General features: G+C 59.4%; 14 protein-coding genes. 7 read left to right on the forward strand and 7 right to left on the reverse strand.

Annotation, left to right across the window (positions count from 1 at the left end; all coding sequences use genetic code 11):
- Positions 1–64: 64 nt before the first annotated feature.
- Genes AC6I8V_RS22860 through AC6I8V_RS22870 form a run of 3 tightly spaced genes read left to right on the forward strand, consistent with a single transcriptional unit; the run spans position 65 to position 2,883 of the window.
- Entirely contained in the window at positions 65–820 is a 756-nt protein-coding gene (locus AC6I8V_RS22860) for an alpha/beta fold hydrolase (RefSeq protein ID WP_497846099.1), read from the forward strand.
- Between the two features lie 27 nt (positions 821–847).
- Positions 848–1,522, forward strand: coding sequence for a heavy metal response regulator transcription factor (locus AC6I8V_RS22865; RefSeq protein ID WP_497846100.1), 675 nt, complete (start codon positions 848–850; stop codon positions 1,520–1,522).
- Complete coding sequence (locus tag AC6I8V_RS22870; RefSeq protein ID WP_497846101.1) at positions 1,519–2,883, forward strand: heavy metal sensor histidine kinase; 1,365 nt, start codon at positions 1,519–1,521, stop codon at positions 2,881–2,883. The genes AC6I8V_RS22865 and AC6I8V_RS22870 overlap by 4 nt, the downstream gene beginning before the upstream one ends.
- A 44-nt stretch (positions 2,884–2,927) precedes the next feature.
- On the opposite strand, the gene nfsB is transcribed toward AC6I8V_RS22870, so the two are convergent.
- Together nfsB and AC6I8V_RS22880 are read right to left on the reverse strand one after the other, a co-directional pair.
- A complete protein-coding gene (nfsB, locus tag AC6I8V_RS22875) occupies positions 2,928–3,581 on the reverse strand; it encodes an oxygen-insensitive NAD(P)H nitroreductase (RefSeq protein WP_497846102.1) in 654 nt (217 codons plus the stop codon).
- An 87-nt stretch (positions 3,582–3,668) separates the two neighbouring features.
- Positions 3,669–4,670, reverse strand: a complete 1,002-nt coding sequence (locus AC6I8V_RS22880; RefSeq protein WP_497846103.1) for a zinc-binding alcohol dehydrogenase family protein — start codon at positions 4,668–4,670, stop codon at positions 3,669–3,671.
- A 136-nt stretch (positions 4,671–4,806) separates the two neighbouring features.
- Between AC6I8V_RS22880 and AC6I8V_RS22885 the strand changes: the two genes are divergently transcribed.
- Both AC6I8V_RS22885 and AC6I8V_RS22890 read left to right on the forward strand, forming a co-directional pair.
- Positions 4,807–5,724 carry a LysR family transcriptional regulator gene (locus AC6I8V_RS22885; protein ID WP_497846104.1) on the forward strand — a complete coding sequence of 306 codons (918 nt, stop codon included), beginning with the start codon at positions 4,807–4,809 and terminating at the stop codon, positions 5,722–5,724.
- A gap of 216 nt (positions 5,725–5,940) precedes the next feature.
- Entirely contained in the window at positions 5,941–6,996 is a 1,056-nt protein-coding gene (locus AC6I8V_RS22890) for a 2,3-butanediol dehydrogenase (RefSeq protein ID WP_497846105.1), read from the forward strand.
- A 31-nt stretch (positions 6,997–7,027) separates the two neighbouring features.
- Here the strand turns inward: AC6I8V_RS22890 and AC6I8V_RS22895 are convergent, their stop codons facing one another.
- Positions 7,028–8,896: a sigma-54-dependent Fis family transcriptional regulator gene (locus AC6I8V_RS22895; protein ID WP_497846106.1), complete on the reverse strand. Its 1,869-nt coding sequence runs from the start codon at positions 8,894–8,896 to the stop codon at positions 7,028–7,030.
- Between the two features lie 140 nt (positions 8,897–9,036).
- Here AC6I8V_RS22895 and AC6I8V_RS22900 point away from each other — a divergent pair, with 140 nt between their 5' ends.
- Positions 9,037–9,669 (forward strand): LysE family translocator, encoded by a 633-nt coding sequence (locus AC6I8V_RS22900; protein ID WP_497846107.1) that lies wholly within the window; start codon positions 9,037–9,039, stop codon positions 9,667–9,669.
- 50 nt (positions 9,670–9,719) lie between these two features.
- Here AC6I8V_RS22900 and AC6I8V_RS22905 read toward each other — a convergent pair whose 3' ends face one another.
- Together AC6I8V_RS22905 and AC6I8V_RS22910 are read right to left on the reverse strand one after the other, a co-directional pair.
- Positions 9,720–10,166 carry a hypothetical protein gene (locus AC6I8V_RS22905; RefSeq protein WP_497846108.1) on the reverse strand — a complete coding sequence of 149 codons (447 nt, stop codon included), beginning with the start codon at positions 10,164–10,166 and terminating at the stop codon, positions 9,720–9,722.
- Positions 10,167–10,326: 160 nt separating this feature from the next.
- Positions 10,327–12,513: a TonB-dependent siderophore receptor gene (locus AC6I8V_RS22910; protein ID WP_497846109.1), complete on the reverse strand. Its 2,187-nt coding sequence runs from the start codon at positions 12,511–12,513 to the stop codon at positions 10,327–10,329.
- A gap of 278 nt (positions 12,514–12,791) precedes the next feature.
- Here AC6I8V_RS22910 and fes point away from each other — a divergent pair, with 278 nt between their 5' ends.
- Entirely contained in the window at positions 12,792–14,117 is a 1,326-nt protein-coding gene (fes, locus tag AC6I8V_RS22915) for an enterochelin esterase (protein ID WP_497846110.1), read from the forward strand.
- Here the strand turns inward: fes and fepB are convergent.
- On the reverse strand, positions 14,114–15,118 hold the full coding sequence (gene fepB / locus AC6I8V_RS22920; RefSeq protein ID WP_497846111.1) for a Fe2+-enterobactin ABC transporter substrate-binding protein: 1,005 nt from the start codon (positions 15,116–15,118) through the stop codon (positions 14,114–14,116). The two genes, fes and fepB, sit on opposite strands and share 4 nt — an antisense overlap.
- Positions 15,119–15,241: 123 nt before the next feature.
- On the reverse strand, positions 15,242–17,602 hold the full coding sequence (locus AC6I8V_RS22925; protein ID WP_497846112.1) for a glucose/quinate/shikimate family membrane-bound PQQ-dependent dehydrogenase: 2,361 nt from the start codon (positions 17,600–17,602) through the stop codon (positions 15,242–15,244).
- Positions 17,603–17,712: the final 110 nt, after the last annotated feature.

Consider the following 17,712-nt stretch of genomic DNA (forward strand, 5'->3'; position numbering starts at 1 on the left):
CTCACCCTGATGTCAGAGGCATTTTCTTATCCTGAAGGCGAATTATTCAATCAGGAGAGAAAAGATGAAAATGCATAAAATGACGCTGGCGGCGGGTCTGCTGCTGGCACTGGCAGGCGGTGCCGCTCAGGCGCAAGCGGTGAAAAATATTGTGCTGGTACATGGCGCGTTTGTTGGCGGTTCGGGCTGGCGTCCGGTGTACGATCGCCTTACCCACGATGGTTATCACGTAACGCTGGTGCAGGAACCCCTGACCGGATTTGACGCAGACGTACAGGCCACGCGCCGTATTCTGGACGAGCAAAACGGCCCGGCGATTCTGGTCGGCCACAGCTACGGCGGGGCCATCATTACCGAAGCGGGCAACGATGCGCATGTTGCCGGGCTGGTCTATATCGCCGCTCACGCGCTGGATAACGGTGAAACCGAAGCCAGCAACGGCAAAAAGTTTCCCAATAGCGCGCATCCGTTCGCCAAATCCGCCGACGGTTTTCTGACCATCGCGCCGCAAAACTTCCACGCAGACTTCGCGGCAGATTTACCCGCTGCCGAGGCTGATTTTGAGGCCCATGCGCAGATGCCGACCGCTGCCGCAGTGTTCACCGCCAATATCCCGGACCCGGCGTGGAAGAACAAACCCAGCTGGTACATGGTGGCGAAAGCTGACAAAATCATTAACCCCGATCTGGAACGGATGTACGCCAGACGCGCCCACAGCCATACGGTTGAGGTCGCGAATGCCAGCCATTCCGTGTATGAATCCCATCCCGCAGAGGTGACGCAGCTGATTGAACAGGCTGCTCAGCAGGCGCTGCGCTGATGATTATCCCGCCATCCGGAGAAACCGATGAAAATTTTGGTGATTGAAGATGAAGCCAAGGCCCGCGACTACATGCGTAACGGGCTGACGGAGGCGGGATACATTGTCGATGTGGCGGAAAACGGCCAGGATGGCCTGTTCTATGCGCAGGAGCATCATTACGATCTGATTCTGCTGGATGTCATGATGCCCGGCCTTAACGGCTGGGAAGTGATGGCGGCGCTCAATCAACAGATCCACACGCCGGTGATTTTTCTTACCGCCAAAGGCACGCTGGAAGATCGCATCAAAGGGCTGGAGCTGGGCGCAGATGACTATCTGGTGAAGCCCTTCTCCTTCGCCGAACTGCTGGCGCGGGTACGCACCCAACTGCGCCGTGGCAGCCAGCAAAAGCTGCCGGATACGCTGATCCTCGCCGATTTGCACCTCGATATTCTGAAGCGTCGCGTAGAACGCGGCGGCCAGCGCATCGATCTGACCAATAAAGAGTTCAACCTGCTGCATCTGTTTATGCTGCACCCCGGCGAAGTGCTGACGCGTACCGTTATCGCCTCGCGCGTATGGGATATGAATTTCGACAGTGACACCAACGTGGTGGATGTGGCGGTGCGACGCCTGCGCCAGAAGATTGATGAACCCTTCGACCAGCCGTTGATCCACACGGTCCATGGCGTGGGTTATCGGTGCGAAGCGGAAGCATGAAACGACTTTCGCTGACGGCGCGCCTGTCACTGCTGCTGAGTCTGACTGTCATGGTGATTTTGTCGCTGTGCGGCGTGGCGCTGTATCATTCGCTGGCGGCCCAGATTGGCGTACGCGATGACGGCGCGCTGCTGGCGCGCGTCGATCAAATCCGTACCCTGCTGCACGATGAAGATGCCCTGAGCCTGATCCAGCAAAAGCCGCGTTTGTTCGCCAATATGCTGGGCAACACCGAATCGCTGCTGGTGCTGCGTTTCCCCGGCCAGCCGCCGTTGATTGTGGTCAACCCCGGTCAACGGCCGATTCCGGCGATTACGCCGGTCGCCGCCAGTCAGCCACTGACGCTGGCGGCCGTCCATCATCAGCAGGCGGCGGATGGCACCCCCTTTATCGCCGTGGCGGCACTCACCCCCACCCGCGATGGCAATGGGCAGATGGAGATCATCAGCGGACGCCTGATGAATGACCGCACGCAAACCCTGCGCCGCTACCGCGATCAGATCGTACTCGCCATCGGGCTGGCGATGCTGCTGGTGGCCGCCATCGGCGCCCTGCTGCTGCAACGCGGTTTGCGGCCGCTGCGGCGACTCGCGGCGGAAACCGAGGCCATCGACGTACGTCATCTGGCGCATCGTATTCGCCTGCAACAGACACCCACCGAGTTGCAGCCGCTGGTGGCGGCATTTAATCAGATGCTGAGCCGACTGGAGAGCGGCTACCAACAGCTCAGCCAGCTCACCGCCGATATGGCGCACGACCTGCGCACCCCGATCAACATCCTGATCGGTCAGACCGAGGTTGCGCTCAGCCAGACGCGCAGCGTGGCCGACTACCAGCAACTGCTCGGCTCCAACTACGAGGAGCTGGAGCGGCTGGCGAAGATGATCGATAACATGCTGTTTCTTGCCAAAGCGGAAGATGCCAGCCAGGCCGTCAACCTGCAAACTCTGCCGCTGGCGGCGCTGGGAGAGAGGCTGCGCGGCTATTTTGAAGATATCGCCGATGAACAGGGGATGACGCTCAATATCAGCCTGCACGGCGAACTGGTGGCTGATGAATATCTGTTGCAGCGCGCCCTGGCGAATCTGATTGCTAACGCGTTGCGCTATGGCGACCCGCACAGCGAAATCCGTATTTATAACCAGCCGCGGCGTCTGGTGGTGGAAAACCACGGGCCAGCGCTGAGTGCGGCTCAGCAGCAACGCATGTTCGACCGCTTCTGGCGCGCCGATCCGGCGCGTCATCAGGGCAGCAGCGGCCTGGGGTTAGAGATCGTGCGCAGCATTATGCAGTTGCATCAGGGACGGTGCGAGGTGAGCAGCGCGCAGGGGGTGAACCGCTTTAGCCTGGTTTTCCCCTGAGCGCAGAGAGACCAACCCTCCGCGCTGCGCAGAGGGTGGAGACATCAGATAAAGGTGAAAATCTCTTCGCGCGGCAAGCGGGACTTCGGCAGCGCGGCGTTGAAATCTTCATCGCTGCGATAACCCAGCGACACCAGCACCACGCTGGTCAGCCCTTTTTCGCGCAGACCTAACGCCTGATCGAGCGCGCGTTGATCAAAACCTTCCATCGGCGTGGCATCGATGCCCAGCATTGCCGCGCCCAGCAGCAGACCGCCCAGCGCCAGATAAACCTGTTTCTCCATCCATTGCGGCACGTCACGCTGCTCATAACGGTGGATATCAACATAGCCACGGCGGCTTTTATCCTGCCCGGCTTTGGCTTCCGGCTTGAGGAAACGGCCATCTTTCTCTTCCTGCGCCAGCACCTTTTGCAGATGTGCTTCGTCCAGATCGGTACGCATACACAGCGCGATCACATGAGACGCGTTCAGCACTTTGGGGCCGTTGTAAACAAAGGGTCCCTGCGTGGATTGCGCGATCAGCTCGCGACCGGCAGCCGTGGAAGCCACCACAAAATGCCACGGCTGTGAGTTGACCGATGACGGCGTATTGCGCAGCACGTTCAGCAGCGTTTCGATCTCCGCCTCCGGCAGACTTTTGCCGGAAGAAAAAGCTTTCACAGTGTGGCGACGGGCCACGGCATCATTCAGCGTCATTTTTATCTCCAGAACAGTAACGGTTTAAGATGGCGTTAAGATAGCCGCCTCGCTTATTCACTGGTTAACGATTTGTGTTTCAATACGTTAAAAGCCGCTCAGCACGATTTTGCCGCGGGCGCGTCCGCTCTCAATCAGGGCATGGGCCTGGCGCAGATTGGCGGCGTTGATGGTGCCATGATGCTCGCCCGCGGTGGTTTGCAGGGTGCCCGCGTCAATCAGCGCGCTCACCTGCTGCAAAATGTCATGCTGACGCTGCATATCCGCGGTATGGAACAGTGAACGGGTAAACATCAGCTCCCAGTGCAGCGAAATGGCTTTGCGTTTCAGCGGCACCACATCCAGCGTCTCAGGATCGTCAATCAGCGCCAGCTTACCCTGCGGGGCCAGCACATCAATCAGCTGCGGATAGTAGCTGTCGGTGTGGGTCAGGCTGGCGACGTAGCGTACATTGTCAATGCCCAGCGCCGCTAACTGCTCGCCCAGCGGGCGCTGGTGATCAATCACATGATGCGCCCCCAGCGAACGCACCCAGTCGGTGGTTGCCGGGCGCGATGCCGTGCCAATCACCGTCAGTTTTGTCAGCCTGCTGGCGAGCTGGGTCAGCATCGATCCCACGCCGCCGCCTGCGCCGATAATCAACAGCGCCGCGTCGTCATCGGCCTGCACTTCCAGACGGTCAAACAGCAATTCCCAGGCGGTTAACGCGGTCAGCGGCAGCGCGGCGGCATCGGCATCACTCAGCGCATGGGGTTTATGCCCGGCGATGCGCTCATCCACCAGCCCGTATTCGGCGTAGCTGCCCGGACGGGTGATATCTCCCGCGTAATAGACTTCATCACCGGGCTGAAACAGCGTTACCGCGTCACCGACCGCTTCCACCACACCCACGGCATCCCAGCCGAGAATACGTGGCTTATCGGCAGGCGCACCGGCGCGCACTTTGGTGTCCACCGGGTTGACGGCGATGGCGTTGATTTTAACCAGCAGGTCGCGCGCGCCCGGTTGCGGTTTGGCGACGTCGAGATCGTACAGGGCATTTTCATCAGAAATCGGTAAACCGTTCTGGCTGTAAACAATGGCTTTCATCGGTCGGTTCCTTATTCATCAGGGGTTTTAGCGAATAACAGCTAGCCTACGCTGACGGAGGACGGCGAAAAACGTCACTTGCAGGGGAACACTTTCACTTTTAGAGTGAAAATCCGCTGCCGCTGGGGAGAGTGAAATGATTCGACTGGAAGATGTGACCTTATTTGTGCGTTCTGCCGCGCTCGGCAGTTTTTCCCATGCCGCGCGTGAAGCTGGCCTGCTGCCAGGCCAGGTCAGTGCGGCGATTCAGCGCCTGGAACGTGAGCTGGATAAGCGTCTGTTTGCCCGCTCCACCCGCAGCCTGCGCCTGACCGCCGAAGGTGAAAAATATCTGCCTTATGCCCAGGAGATGCTGGCGCTGATGCAGGCGGGTGCCGATAGCCTGCAAAGCCACGAAGACGCGCTGGCTGGCGAGCTGAAAATCGCACTGCCGTCCGATATCGGCCGCAATATCGTGCTGCCGCTGATCACCGATTTTTGCCGCGAACATCCGGCGCTGTCGGTGCGCCTGTCGCTTTCCGACCAGATCAGCGATGTGTTTCGCGACCCGGTAGATATCGCCATCCGCTACGGCAAACTTGATGACAGCAGCTACGTCGCGCTGCCGCTGGCGGAGGATAATCGCCGCGTGCTGGTCGCCTCGCCCGCCTGGCTCGATCAACATGGCCGACCGGAAACCCTGGAGGATCTCGCCCGGCATAACTGCCTGCTGTTTGTGATGAACGGCCAGGTCTACGACAAATGGACCTTCCCGCAGGAGGGGATGCGTCGTCATATCACCGTCAAAAGCCGTTTGCTGTGCGACGACGCCGATGTCGCGCGCCGCTGGGCGGTGGCAGGGATGGGCATTGCCTATAAATCCTGGATTGATGTCTGCGAAGATGTGCAGAGCGGTCGGCTGGAGGTGGTACTGCCTCAGCAGCCCGGTGAAAGCACCCCGCTGCACCTGATATGCCCGCACCGAAAACAGTTCTCTCCGGCGATCCGCGCGTTACATCAAGTGTTACGGGCGAAACTGCGCGCGCTAACGGCGCAGCTTACTTGCGGCGGCTAACCTGCCATGACGTTGCCGCTGCCTGTCACACTGTGACAGTCGTAACTGATACACCTGTCACACTGTGACAGAAGTTAAAAACGCAATTGATTGAAATATATCATCTTTACCCTTCCTGCCAGGCTGGCACGGTTCTCGCAATAGCAGCGCTGAGCTTCTGCTCCGGCCACCCAGGTGGCAATGGACAGAAATAATGCCAGCCTCAAGGAGAACAAGATGAAAGCGGCACGTTGGTATAAAGCACGCGATATTCGCGTCGATGATATTGAAGAACCCCAGGTCTCAGCCGGAAAGGTAAAAATCAAAGTCGCATGGACCGGCATCTGCGGCAGCGATCTGCATGAATACATCGCGGGTCCAATCTTCGTCCCGGTAGAAAAACCGCATAAAATCAGCCATGACATCGCCCCTATCGTCCTCGGTCATGAGTTTTCTGGTCAGGTGGTTGAAGTGGGTGCTGGCGTCACTAAAGTGAAAGCCGGCGATCGCGTGGTGGTGGAACCGATCCTCTCCTGCGGCGAGTGCCCTACCTGCCGCGCAGGCAAATACAATCTGTGTGTCGATATGGGCTTCCACGGCCTGTCCGGCGGCGGCGGCGGTTTTGCCAGCTACACCATGGTAGACGAGCATATGGTGCATCCGATGCCGGATTCCCTCTCGTACGAGCAAGGCGCGCTGGTGGAACCGGCCGCCGTGGCGCTTCATGCGGTTCGTATGAGCAAGCTGAAAGCAGGCGATAAAGCGGCGGTGTTTGGCGCGGGTCCGATTGGCCTGCTGGTGATCGAAGCGCTGCGCGCCGCCGGTGCCGCTGAGATCTTTGTCGTCGAGTTGTCAGCACAGCGTGCGGAAAAAGCGCGTGAGCTGGGCGCGAAAGTGGTGATCGACCCGAGTAAAGACGATGCCGTGGCGAAAATTCGTGAACTGAGCAACGGCGGTGTTGATGTAGCCTTTGAAGTAACCGGCGTACCGGTGGTGCTGAAGCAATGTATCGACAGCACCACCTTCGAAGGTGAAACCGTAATCGTATCGATCTGGGAAGGCGAAGCCGCATTCCATCCCAACAAAGTGGTGCTGAACGAACGCAACATCAAAGGCATCATCGCCTACCGCAATATCTTCCCGGCGGTGATGGAGCTGATGACGCAGGGCTACTTCCAGGCTGACAAGCTGGTCACCAAACGCATCGAGCTGGCCGACCTCGTCGAGGAGGGTTTTGAAGCGCTGGTGAAAGAGAAACAACAGGTCAAAATCCTGGTACGTCCCCCGCAGTAATCCCTTATGGGCCAGCCCGGCTGGCCCCTGTTCAGTGGCGATCCGGCAGCCGGATGCCCAGCCGTTGCAGCCGACGATAGAGCGTCATGCGACTGATGCCGAGCTGGCGTGCCGCCTCGCTCTGATTCCAGCGCACCGCGCGCAGCTGCTGAAGCAACTGTTCCGCCTCTCCTCCGGCCATCCCCTTCTGCGGTGGCGCCGCCAGCTGGATCGCATCGGGCAGATCCTCCGGCGTAATCATCCCCTCTTCCCCCATCGCCAGCGCATATTGTAAAGCGTGGCTCAGTTCGCGCAGATTACCCGGCCAGCGATAACCGGCCAGGCACTGACGCGCACGGTCGCTGAGTTGCGCCCGCCCCGCCAGCAGATGATCGACCAGCCAGTTGATATCCGCCCGCTCGCGCAGCGGCGGCAGCGTAATGCACGCGCCCTGCAAACGGTACAGCAAATCTTCGCGGAACAGCCCGTGCGCCACGCGCTGGCTCAGCGGGTGATGGGAGGCCGAAATCACCCGGATATCCACCCGTTGCGGCTGGCGCGCGCCAATCGGCAGCACCTCCTGTTCCGCCAGCACCCGCAGCAGACGCGTCTGCATCTCCAGCGGCATATCGCCTATCTCATCAAGGAACAAGGTGCCGCCGTCGGCGGCCTGAATCAGCCCGCTGCGCGCTTTGCTGCCCGCGCCGGAGAAGCTGCCCGGCAGATGACCAAACAGCTCGCTTTCAATCAGGCTCGGCGGGATGGCGGCACAGTTCACCGCGATAAACGGCCCGTTGCGCCGGGCGCTGGCCTGATGAAAAGCCCGCGCAAAATATTCTTTGCCGCTGCCGGTTTCGCCCTGCACCAGCAGGTGCAGCTTAGAATCGAGCAGGCGGGTGGCGCGTCGTAGCTGTTGTTCCAGCGGCACATCCCCACCGGTTAACGCCGCCAGCGCAGGCGCAATCGCTGCGGGAACGGTTGTGACACTGGTGGCGCTGACCCGCGCCGGTGGCCGGGTCTGCGCGTGGAAACGCTGCTGGCCGTGAATATCCTCCAGCTGCTGCCCCTGGATGCCAGCGGGCAATTGCTCCATCGAGGTGCGCAACAGCGCCGATATCGGTAAGCCCAGCGGCTGTTGATGGGCCACCAGCCAGCGGCGCGCCGCCGGGTTCAGGCCCACCAGCCGTCCGTTATCATCAAATGCCAGCAGAAATTCCGGCTGTACGTCGGCCCAGGCATAGCCGGTGCTGAGTTTCAGTACCCAGTCATGGCGATGGCGATGCAGCAGCCAGGCGTTTTCAATCTGCCGGGCCTGCTGCTGAGCCAGCTGCATCACCAGATGCTGGCTGGTGCGCGGCTGCGGAGACGTGAGCGCCGAAATATCCAGCACCGCCTGCAAATCGCCCTGAGAGTCGAACAGCGGGACGGCGCTACAGGTGAGCGGAATATGGGTTGCGTCAAAATGGTCGGTTTGATGGATGGTGATGGCTTCGCCGGTCGCCAGCGCCGTCCCCACCGCGCAGGTCCCGGCCAGCGCTTCCGACCACTGCGCGCCGAGGAACAATCCGGCACGCCGCAGGCTGATTTCGGCGTTCGCATCGCCGAGATAATCCACGGCCACACCCTGCGCATCAGCCAGCAGCAGGATATAGCCGGCGGGAGCGATTTGCTGATAAAGCCGTTGTAAACCGTGCTGCGCGACAAAACGCAGTTCATCCAGTTGCTGGCGATGCTGGCGCAACTGATGGCCGGGCAAAATACGCGCTTCCTGTAAGCGGCCGGGATCAAGACCGTAGCGGGTCACGCAGCGCAACCAGGAGGCCCGCACGGCACTATCCTGCGGATTTAGCACGCTCGTAGCGACGCCATTTTCAACGCTGGCGACCACGTTGGCGATATGTTCGCGCTGGCTCAGATTCACAGCCTTTCTCCTGCCTGACAGCCCGGTTCAATGGAACCACAGCATAGCGAATTAACACCTAATTAACAGATCTGGCATGGAAAATTGTGGCGACAGGCGATATAACCCTAAAGCGGGATAAATCAGCCAACGAGGAAATAATGGCGCTTTCACACGAACTGATTCTGATCTACACCACCTATTTTGTCGCAACCGCCAGCCCTGGCCCGAGCAATATGGCGATTATGGGCACGGCAATGAAGCAGGGGCGCGGTGCGGCGCTGGCGTTAGCCGGCGGCGTTATCGGGGGATCGATGATGTGGGCGCTGCTGGCGGCCTGCGGCGTGCTCACCGTGCTGGCAACTTTTGCCCAGCTGCTGCTGGTGCTGAAAATCGGCGGGGGTTTGTATCTGTTGTGGCTGGCGACCAAAGCCGGAAAATCGGCGCTGCGTAAACCGGATAACCCGGCTTTTGCCCAGCGCAGCGCTACGCCGGTGCATTTCGGCAAGATGTTCCGCCAGGGGATACTGATGCACGTCGGCAATCCGAAAGCGATTCTGACCTGGGTGGCGATTATGTCGGTGGCGCTGCAACCCCAGGCGGCGGCCACAACCCTGCCGCTGATCATCGCAGGCTGCGCCGGGATTTGCGTGCTGGTATTCGGCGGCTATGCGCTGCTGTTTTCCACCGCGCCAATGGCGGCGTTCTATCGCAGAATTCAGCGCGGACTCGACGCCCTGCTGGCCTGCTGCTTCGCCGTAGCGGGTGTGAAGCTGGTGCTCAGCCGCAATTAAGCAACGTGAAACGGTGCAGGCGTCTGTGCCGCACCGTTTCCGCAGAGAAATCAGGAGTTGTTTGGCGCGGAGGTGTTGGCCGCCGTTTCGCTAAACGCCGGTTTCTGTTTGTTGACAGAATAAACCACGTTTTTCGGGCCTTTGGTATCGGTGGTGACATCCACAGACTGGATGGTCACGCGGCCAAAGCCGAATAGCGTCTGCACGTAGCCGCCAACTTTATGTTTGCCCGCCGGGACGTGAATCTGCTTATCTTCGCCCTTATGCAGCAAGCCAGCATCCTGACCGTCTACCGTCACGTACACCGAGGAACCATCATCGGTGCGGGTGATCTCATGGGATACATTGATCAGCGTCGGACCTTGCTCAAACGGTGAGGCAATGTCGTCATTAGAGATCGGTGCCTGCGCAGCGGCAGTGTCGCTGGTGGCATGACGCGCGCAGCCGGTAAGTAATGTCGCGGCCATCATGGTGGCCAGAGTGAAACGCGGTAACATCGTAACGAGATAACCTTTGCTGAATGAGAAGTGTTTATTTTAGCGCGCGGCAACGAGTGATGACAGTCACACAATTCCAGTATTTTCCGAAAACTTGTAACAACGAGGCGGCTCGCCGCACACAATGCCAAAAGAGCGGCGGTTTTCCCGCCGCCCCCCGTTACCAGCTGTAACTCACTGATGCCACCATCGAGCGGCCGCTGCCGTAGAAGCAGGCCGAGGTATTGCTACAGGATGAAACGTAGTGCTTATCCGCCACGTTGTTGACGTTCAGTTGCAGGGTGGCGCCACGCAGCGTAGCAGCCGCTTCGCCCAGCTCATACTTCGCCATCAGGTCATACAGGGTGTAATGCGCGACCCTGAACCCACCCACCGAATCCCCCCAGGCGGTGCCGGTGTATCGCACGCCGCTGCCGAACGTCAGGCCATTCAGCACGCCATCGAGGAAGTGGTAACTGCCCCAGGCCGACGCCGCATGGCGCGGAATGCTGGATGGCGTGTTGCCAATCTGCGCCACGGTATTGCTCTCTTTCGTCACCGCATCGGTGTAGGTGTAGGCCGCAATCAGCTTAATTTCCGGTGTGATCTGCGCGTGGGCTTCGGTTTCAATCCCTTTTGAACGGACCTTGCCGATCTGCTCGTAGTAGCCAATTTCGCTGTTATAGGAGGAGATGTTTTTCTGCGTGATATCGAACGCCGACAGGGTGAACACCGCATCGAGGCCCAGCGGCTGATACTTCACCCCAATCTCCGTCTGCTCACCGGTGGTCGGTTTGAACGCATCAGTGCCTGGCGCGCCGGTATCCAGATTCGGTTCGAACGAGGTGCTGTAGCTGATGTAGGGGGAAATTCCGTTATCGAAGGCATATAACAACCCGGCACGGCCGGTAAATTTGCTGTCATTCTGCTGCGCATCGGTGTCGGCCAGACGATCCTGGGTACGCACTTCGCTCCAGTCATGGCGCCCCGACAGCAGCAGGTTCCAGTTATCCCACTCCAGCTGGTCCTGTAAATAAACGCCCACCTGATCGAGTTTTTTCCGCGTGCTGGTGGCCAGCGCCAGATCGCTCTCATTGATGGTCACGCGCGTTGGATTCGCCCAGTCGAGAATGTACTGGTCGCCGCTGTCACGCCACAGCTTGCTGTCAACGTCGCTCCATTTGTAATCCAGCCCCGTCAGCAGGGTATGGCCGAGGTTGCCGGTATCAAACTGCGCCTTCAGCTGGTTATCCACGCCCAGCTCCTGCGATTTGATTTTGTCATGCTGCGGGCGACGGTTAATGGAATGGTCGTTATCCGCATCCCAGGTGTAGACCAGATATTTGTACGACTCGTCCATAGCGGAGAAACGCAGATTCTGGGTGAAGCTGATGGCGTCGTTAACGTTATGTTCAAAGATATAACCGACCGACGTCTGTTCACGCTTCGCTTCATTGAAACCGGGATCGCTGACGTTGAAGTCATAAGGGATATAACCGGCGCTGGTGTTAAACACCGTCCCGCTGGCAGGCAGGAAGTTGCGATAGCCTGCTTTTGGCTCGTTCTGATACAAAGTCAGCAGGGTAACGCTGGTGTCAGAATTTGGCAGCCAGGTCAGCGCCGGGGCAATCGCCACCCGCTGCTGTTGGTTGTCGCGCACAAATTCATGTCGGGTGCTGGCAACCCCGTTCAGACGATAAAACAGCGTATTGTCATCATTCAGCTTGCCGCCGAAATCAAACGCCGCTTCGCCATAATGCTGGTTCCCGCTGCTGAGCTGGATTTTATGGATGCTCTCAGCGGTCGGACGTTTGCTGGTCATATTGATCAGCCCGCCCGGATTCACCTGGCCGTAAAGCACCGATGCCGGGCCATGCACCATCTCCACCCGCTCCAGCAGCCAGGGATCGATCTGCCCTGCCGCCCCCGCCTGCCCGGACAGACCGTAGCTCAGGCCATCAAGGAACTTCGGTGCGTAGCGAAAGCCGCGCGCGATGATTTCATCGTTGCGGTTGGAGTTGCCACGATAGTTGGTCAGCACCCCGCTGGTGTAGCTCAGGGCATCCGCCACCGAGGCTGCGGCCTGATCGTCCATCTGCTCACGGGTGATCACCGAAATCGACTGCGGCGTTTTGCGCAGCGGCGTATCAGTTTTGGTGCCGGAAGCGCTCTCTTTCGCCACATAACCCGGCAGCGGCGCGGTCACGCTTTCGCGCGCATCGGCGCTGACGGTGATCGTCTCTTCGGCCATCACGCTGAAGGTCGCAGGCGCCGCCAGCAGGAATGAGGCCAGCGATAAGTGGAGACGGGAAAAGCGGAACGGAACAGCCACAGCAGGTATTGACGTTCTTCTTGCATAAACGGACATGGTTGCCATCTCTTTATTTCAAACTGCCTTGTAGTTGAAAAATCCGTTCGCTGGCGCCGGACAGACGGCCCGAACTGAAACGGATTGAAACATTATTATCATCAGTATCTGACGGCCCTGATTCCCTCCCCGGTGCAGCATCACAAAATAATTACCTGAAAAAACGGGGGATTACGTGGCGAAAAAATAATATTGCAAATGTAAATCATTATCAATAGCATTTGCATTATGTTTGATTGTGTAAAGACTATGCCGACATTGTGGAGAAATATTGCGGAATGTTTCAGCGAGAGGCAGCGAATCAGGAGAGATATTGTCAACCCGCAGGCAGCGTTGCGACATGGCTGGCCATGCCCGACTTTGGCGCTGAAAGCTGGTGGCAACGGCTGCGGAAAGTGGGTACACCGCTGGTGGAAGCGGCGGAACCCGGCTGGGTGCGGATGCATTACTTCTGGTGTGACCCGGCGGGGAATGCCGCAGCCTCTGCGACTAAACAGGTGTATATCGATATAAACGGCGTCACCGACCATCACAGCACCGCGCCACAAAGCCTGCAACGCATCGGTGACAGCGCGGTCTGGCACTGGTCAACGCGGATTGAAGCCGACTGGCGCGGCAGCTATAGCCTGATTCCGCTCAGCGCCCGGCATCTGCCCCCGGCTTTCAGCAGCGATGCCGACCTCTGCCGTCAGCAACAGCGCGCCTGGTGGATCTCCCTGATGCCGCTGGCGCAGCACGATACGCTGAATCCCTGTCAGCCCTTGCAGGGCAGCCGCCGCATCGCGCTCAGCAATGCACAGATGCCCGATGCGCCGGATCAATCCGCCTGGCGGGCATTCGATGCCGGGCGCAGCGCTAACGCACCGCCGTCACTGCGCCATCTGCGCTGGCACAGCCGGTTACTCGACGTCACGCGTGACGTCTGGCTTTACACCAGCGGTACGACCCCCAGCCCGACGCAGCGGCCGCTGGCCATTTTGCTCGACGGAAGGAACTGGGTGCAGGGGCAGCCGATTTTCAGCGCGCTGGCCACAGAAACCGCCGCCGGACGACTGCCCGCCTGCTGCTGGCTATTTATCGATGCGATTGACGGACAGCATCGCGAAGCCGAGCTGCCCTGCAATCCGCACTTCTGGCAGGCGGTGCAACAGGAGCTGATCCCGCTGGCCCGTCAGCACGCGGCCTTCAGCGATCAGGCCGATCGCACGCTGGTGGCCGGTCAGAGCTACGGCGGCCTGTCGGCGCTGTACGCCGCTCTGCACTGGCCCGAGCGCTTTGGCCGTGTACTGACGCAGTCCGGTTCCTTCTGGTGGCCCAATCTGCACTATATCCACGACAGCGCCAACAGCGATCGGCACACGCCCGGCCTGCTGTGGCAGCAACTGCATCAGGGCAGGCTGCCCACGGCCCGGCTTACCATTTTTCAGGAGGTGGGCGCACGCGAGCCGGATATCGCGTACGTCAATCAACAGCTGGCGCCCGCCCTGCAACAGGCCGGACATCGCCTGCATTTTCGCGTCTATAACGGCGGACATGATGCGCTGTGCTGGCGCGGCGGCCTGATTGACGGCTGCCGCTGGCTGCTGGCGGACTTCCTGCCCTAGCGGCGGTGGCCGAACTGCCGTTCGAGGCTGTCCAGCATATTGCTGGCGCTGTAATAATCGAGGCGGAAGGTATCGTTGCCGACGGCAAAAACGTTGTGCTGCTGCACCGCAGGCAGGTGGGCAAGGAACGGATTTTTTGTCAGCTGCGCCACCGTGCGATCATCCGCCGCAAACAGCAGCAGGCTGTGGCCGGTCACGCCGTCCGCCATGCTTTCGCCATTCAGCTGAATGATGTCATGCCGTTTGCCCATGCTGGTGCTGCCGTGAAAACCGGCGGGCGGCGCGGCCAGCGTGAAACCGAGTTCACTCAGCAGCGCGCCCTGCGCTGACGCGGGCGTCCACAGGTTCATCCCGCGGCCGTCTTCGTAATAGACCAGCGCCGAAGTGGGCTGCGGCGGCAGGCTGATATCAGCACGCAGCGCCGCCACGCGGGTATTAAACTGCGCAATCAGCTGGCGTGCCTCTTCGTCATGACCAGTGATGCTGCCAAGCTGCAACGCCAGCGCCTGCCAGCTTTTATCACCGTAATCAATCACCAGCACCGGCGCGATGGCCGTTAACTGATCGTACAACCGCAGCGCCGCATCACCACCGGTGGCGGCCATCACGATCAAATCCGGCGCTGCGGCGGCAATCGCCTCCGCATCCGGCTGTCCGATATACAGCGGCTTAACGTGCCGCGCCTTTGCCACCGCTCCCCACTGGGTAAAGAATCCCTGATCGTCGGCCACCGCGCTGCCCCGACTGGTGGCGCCGGAGCCGACCAGCGGCGCATTGATCGCCAGCAGCGTCCCGCTCAGGGTGACGCTGGCGGACACAATCCGTTTTGGCGGCTGTCGCAGGGTAAACGGCCCTTTCGGCGTTTGCAGCGTGCGCGGCCAGCTGGCAGAGACGGCGCCCGGCGCAGCAATCTCCTGCGCCCGCGCGCCATCATCATCGCTGAGGCAGAGAAGGCTCACGCACAGCAACAGGGCAAGGAGGGGAAAGGCCAGCAAACGCATTGAATTATCCAACAATTTATTATTGAGAATAAATATCATTATCATAAAATCATTGCAGCGCAAGCGAAAAAAAAGCCCCCGTGGGTTAACCCAACGGAGGCATGATCAGAACATCACGGCTGGTTACGGCAGTTTATAGGCAATAACGTAATCGCCGAGTTTGGTGCCGAACGAACCGTGGCCGCCCGCCATAATCACCACGTATTGCTTGCCATCAACCGCATAGGTCATCGGCGTCGCCTGGCCTCCGGCGGGCAGACGCGCCTGCCACAGCAGTTGGCCGTCACGCACGCTGTAGGCGCGCAGGTAGTTATCCAGCGTCCCCGCCACAAAGAACACGTTGCCAGCGGTAGTCACCGGGCCGCCTAACATCGGCACACCCATTTTGAACGGCAGCGGCACAGGGGCGCTATCACGCACCGTACCAATACGTTTTTTCCAGACAATCTGATGATTTTGCAGGTTGATCGCCGAAACAAAGCCCCACGACGGTTGCAGACACGGCAGACCAAACGGAGACAGGAAGGGATTCAGCTCCACACCGTAAGGCACACCGTACATATGCTGCACGCCAGATTCAGAACCGGAACCGTCAGCGCCGTCTGCGCCTGGTTCAATCGGGTTGCCCGGTCCGCGCGGCACCAGTTTAGAGATAAACGGCATCGCCATCGGGTTTGCAATCGCAATCTGACGGTCCGTATCCACCGCGATGCCGCCCCATTCAAACATGCCGAAGTCACCGGGGAACACCAGCGTGCCCTGCTCTGACGGCGGCGTGAACGGCCCTTCATAACGCAGGCGATGGAACATCACGCGGCACACCAGCTGGTCGAACATGGTGGCGCCCCACATGTCCTTGCCTTGCAGTTTCTGTTTTGGACGGAAGGTCAGTTCAGAGAACGGCTGGGTCGGATTGAGGTGGTCGCCTTTCGCCGGACCCTGCGGTACCGGGGTTTCCGGGGCCGGAACCACCGGCTTACCGGTTTCCCGGTTCAGCACAAAGATGTTGCCGGTTTTAGCCGGAATATAGATCGCCGGAACGGTGTGACCGTCTTTGTCGGTGATGTCAGCCAGCGTCGGTTGCGATGGCAGATCCATATCCCACAAATCGTGATGCACCGTCTGATAGAACCAGGCCAGTTTGCCGGTTGAAGCATGTAACGCCAGCAGACCGCTGGCAAAACGTTCCTGTTCCGGGGTGCGGTTGCCGCCCCAGATATCCGGCGTGGAAACGCCCATAGGCAGATAGATGATGTCGCGCTGGGCATCATAAGCGGCTGGCGCCCACGAGTTAGGCGAGTTGTTGGTAAAGGTTTGACCATCGGCCGGCAGCGCGTTGGGATCTTTCGCGCCGGGATCAAATGCCCACACCAGTTTGCCGCTGTTGATATCAAAACCCCGGATCACGCCGGAAGGTTCACGGGTCGAGAGGTTATCGGTCACCGAACCGGCCACGATCACCACATTATCGGTGACAATCGGCGGAGAAGTCGGCTCATAACCGCCCGGATAGGCATTCGGCTGCTGATGTTGCAGATTCAGTTCACCGTTGCTGGCGAAGCTCTGGCAACGCTCGCCGGTCTGCGCATCCAGCGCGAACAGACGGCCATCATCCACCGGCAGGAAGATACGACGGGCGCAGATCGCAGGCTGGCTGGCGCTGCCTGCTGCTGCCACCGGCATTTCATGATACGAGACGCCACGGCAGGTAATGTGCTGGAAGGTCGGGTCCGATTTCAGTTTGGGATCGAAACGCCATTGCTCTTTACCACTGGCCGCGTCCAGGGCAATCAGAATCTGGTGTGGTGTGCAGAGGTAAAGCAGGTTGCCTACTTTCAGCGGCGTCACTTCATTGGTGATTTCGCCCGGATCGTTCGCGGTTTTGTGGTCGCCGGTTTCAAACTGCCAGGCCACCTGCAAATCTTTGACGTTGTGTTCATTGATCTGTTGCAGCGGCGAGTAGCGTACCCCTTGCTGGGTGCGGCCATAGGCGCGCCAGTCTTCCGCCGGAACCGGGGACGTCGCCGGTGCCTTAGCGGTCAGCGGCAGTTCACCGTTGATCTCCTGCGGATCGTGCAGCGCCGAACCCGCCAGCAAGGCAATGTTGACCAGCAGGGCAACCAGCATCGCGCCCAGTGGTTTTTTATTGGTGACATCAAACTGACGGTAGCTGAATGGCAGGATTAACCAGATACCCAGCAGCACCCAGATATCCAGACGCGGCACCAGCGTCCAGTAGTCGCTTCCGGCCTCATGCCAGGCCCAGAGGGCGGTGAACAACAGAATGGCAGCAAACAGGTAAAGCGCACTGCGCTTTCTCTTCAGCAACAGCCCACTAAAGGCGGCCATCGCGAGGCCACTCACCAGATAATAAGCACTGCCGCCCAGCGACAGTAACCAGACACCACCAATCAACAGCCATGCAGCGCAAGCGACTGAAAAAATGAGTGTTAACAAATTAAGCGTTCGGGATACCCGTGACATTTGATTAACCTTGAGGAAATGAAAGCGTGACAATTGTAAAGAAATTACAACCTAAGTGTAAACGCTTCCACAGTTACCTTACATTATCATTCCGTGCGGGTTTTATTTTT

It is taken from the genome of Pantoea sp. X-Soil-TKNS-1207 (assembly GCF_059730485.1).

Excerpts from the sequence above, each read along its gene's own strand:
- AC6I8V_RS22860 (WP_497846099.1), top strand. The coding sequence starts at position 65 with ATGAAAATGCATAAAATGACGCTGGCGGCGGGTCTGCTGCTGGCACTG.
- AC6I8V_RS22865 (WP_497846100.1), top strand. The coding sequence starts at position 848 with ATGAAAATTTTGGTGATTGAAGATGAAGCCAAGGCCCGCGACTACATG.
- AC6I8V_RS22870 (WP_497846101.1), top strand. The coding sequence starts at position 1,519 with ATGAAACGACTTTCGCTGACGGCGCGCCTGTCACTGCTGCTGAGTCTG.
- nfsB (WP_497846102.1), bottom strand. The coding sequence starts at position 3,581 with ATGACGCTGAATGATGCCGTGGCCCGTCGCCACACTGTGAAAGCTTTT.
- AC6I8V_RS22880 (WP_497846103.1), bottom strand. The coding sequence starts at position 4,670 with ATGAAAGCCATTGTTTACAGCCAGAACGGTTTACCGATTTCTGATGAA.
- AC6I8V_RS22885 (WP_497846104.1), top strand. The coding sequence starts at position 4,807 with ATGATTCGACTGGAAGATGTGACCTTATTTGTGCGTTCTGCCGCGCTC.
- AC6I8V_RS22890 (WP_497846105.1), top strand. The coding sequence starts at position 5,941 with ATGAAAGCGGCACGTTGGTATAAAGCACGCGATATTCGCGTCGATGAT.
- AC6I8V_RS22900 (WP_497846107.1), top strand. The coding sequence starts at position 9,037 with ATGGCGCTTTCACACGAACTGATTCTGATCTACACCACCTATTTTGTC.
- AC6I8V_RS22905 (WP_497846108.1), bottom strand. The coding sequence starts at position 10,166 with ATGTTACCGCGTTTCACTCTGGCCACCATGATGGCCGCGACATTACTT.
- AC6I8V_RS22910 (WP_497846109.1), bottom strand. The coding sequence starts at position 12,513 with ATGTCCGTTTATGCAAGAAGAACGTCAATACCTGCTGTGGCTGTTCCG.
- fes (WP_497846110.1), top strand. The coding sequence starts at position 12,792 with ATGTTTCAGCGAGAGGCAGCGAATCAGGAGAGATATTGTCAACCCGCA.
- fepB (WP_497846111.1), bottom strand. The coding sequence starts at position 15,118 with ATGCGTTTGCTGGCCTTTCCCCTCCTTGCCCTGTTGCTGTGCGTGAGC.
- AC6I8V_RS22925 (WP_497846112.1), bottom strand. The coding sequence starts at position 17,602 with ATGTCACGGGTATCCCGAACGCTTAATTTGTTAACACTCATTTTTTCA.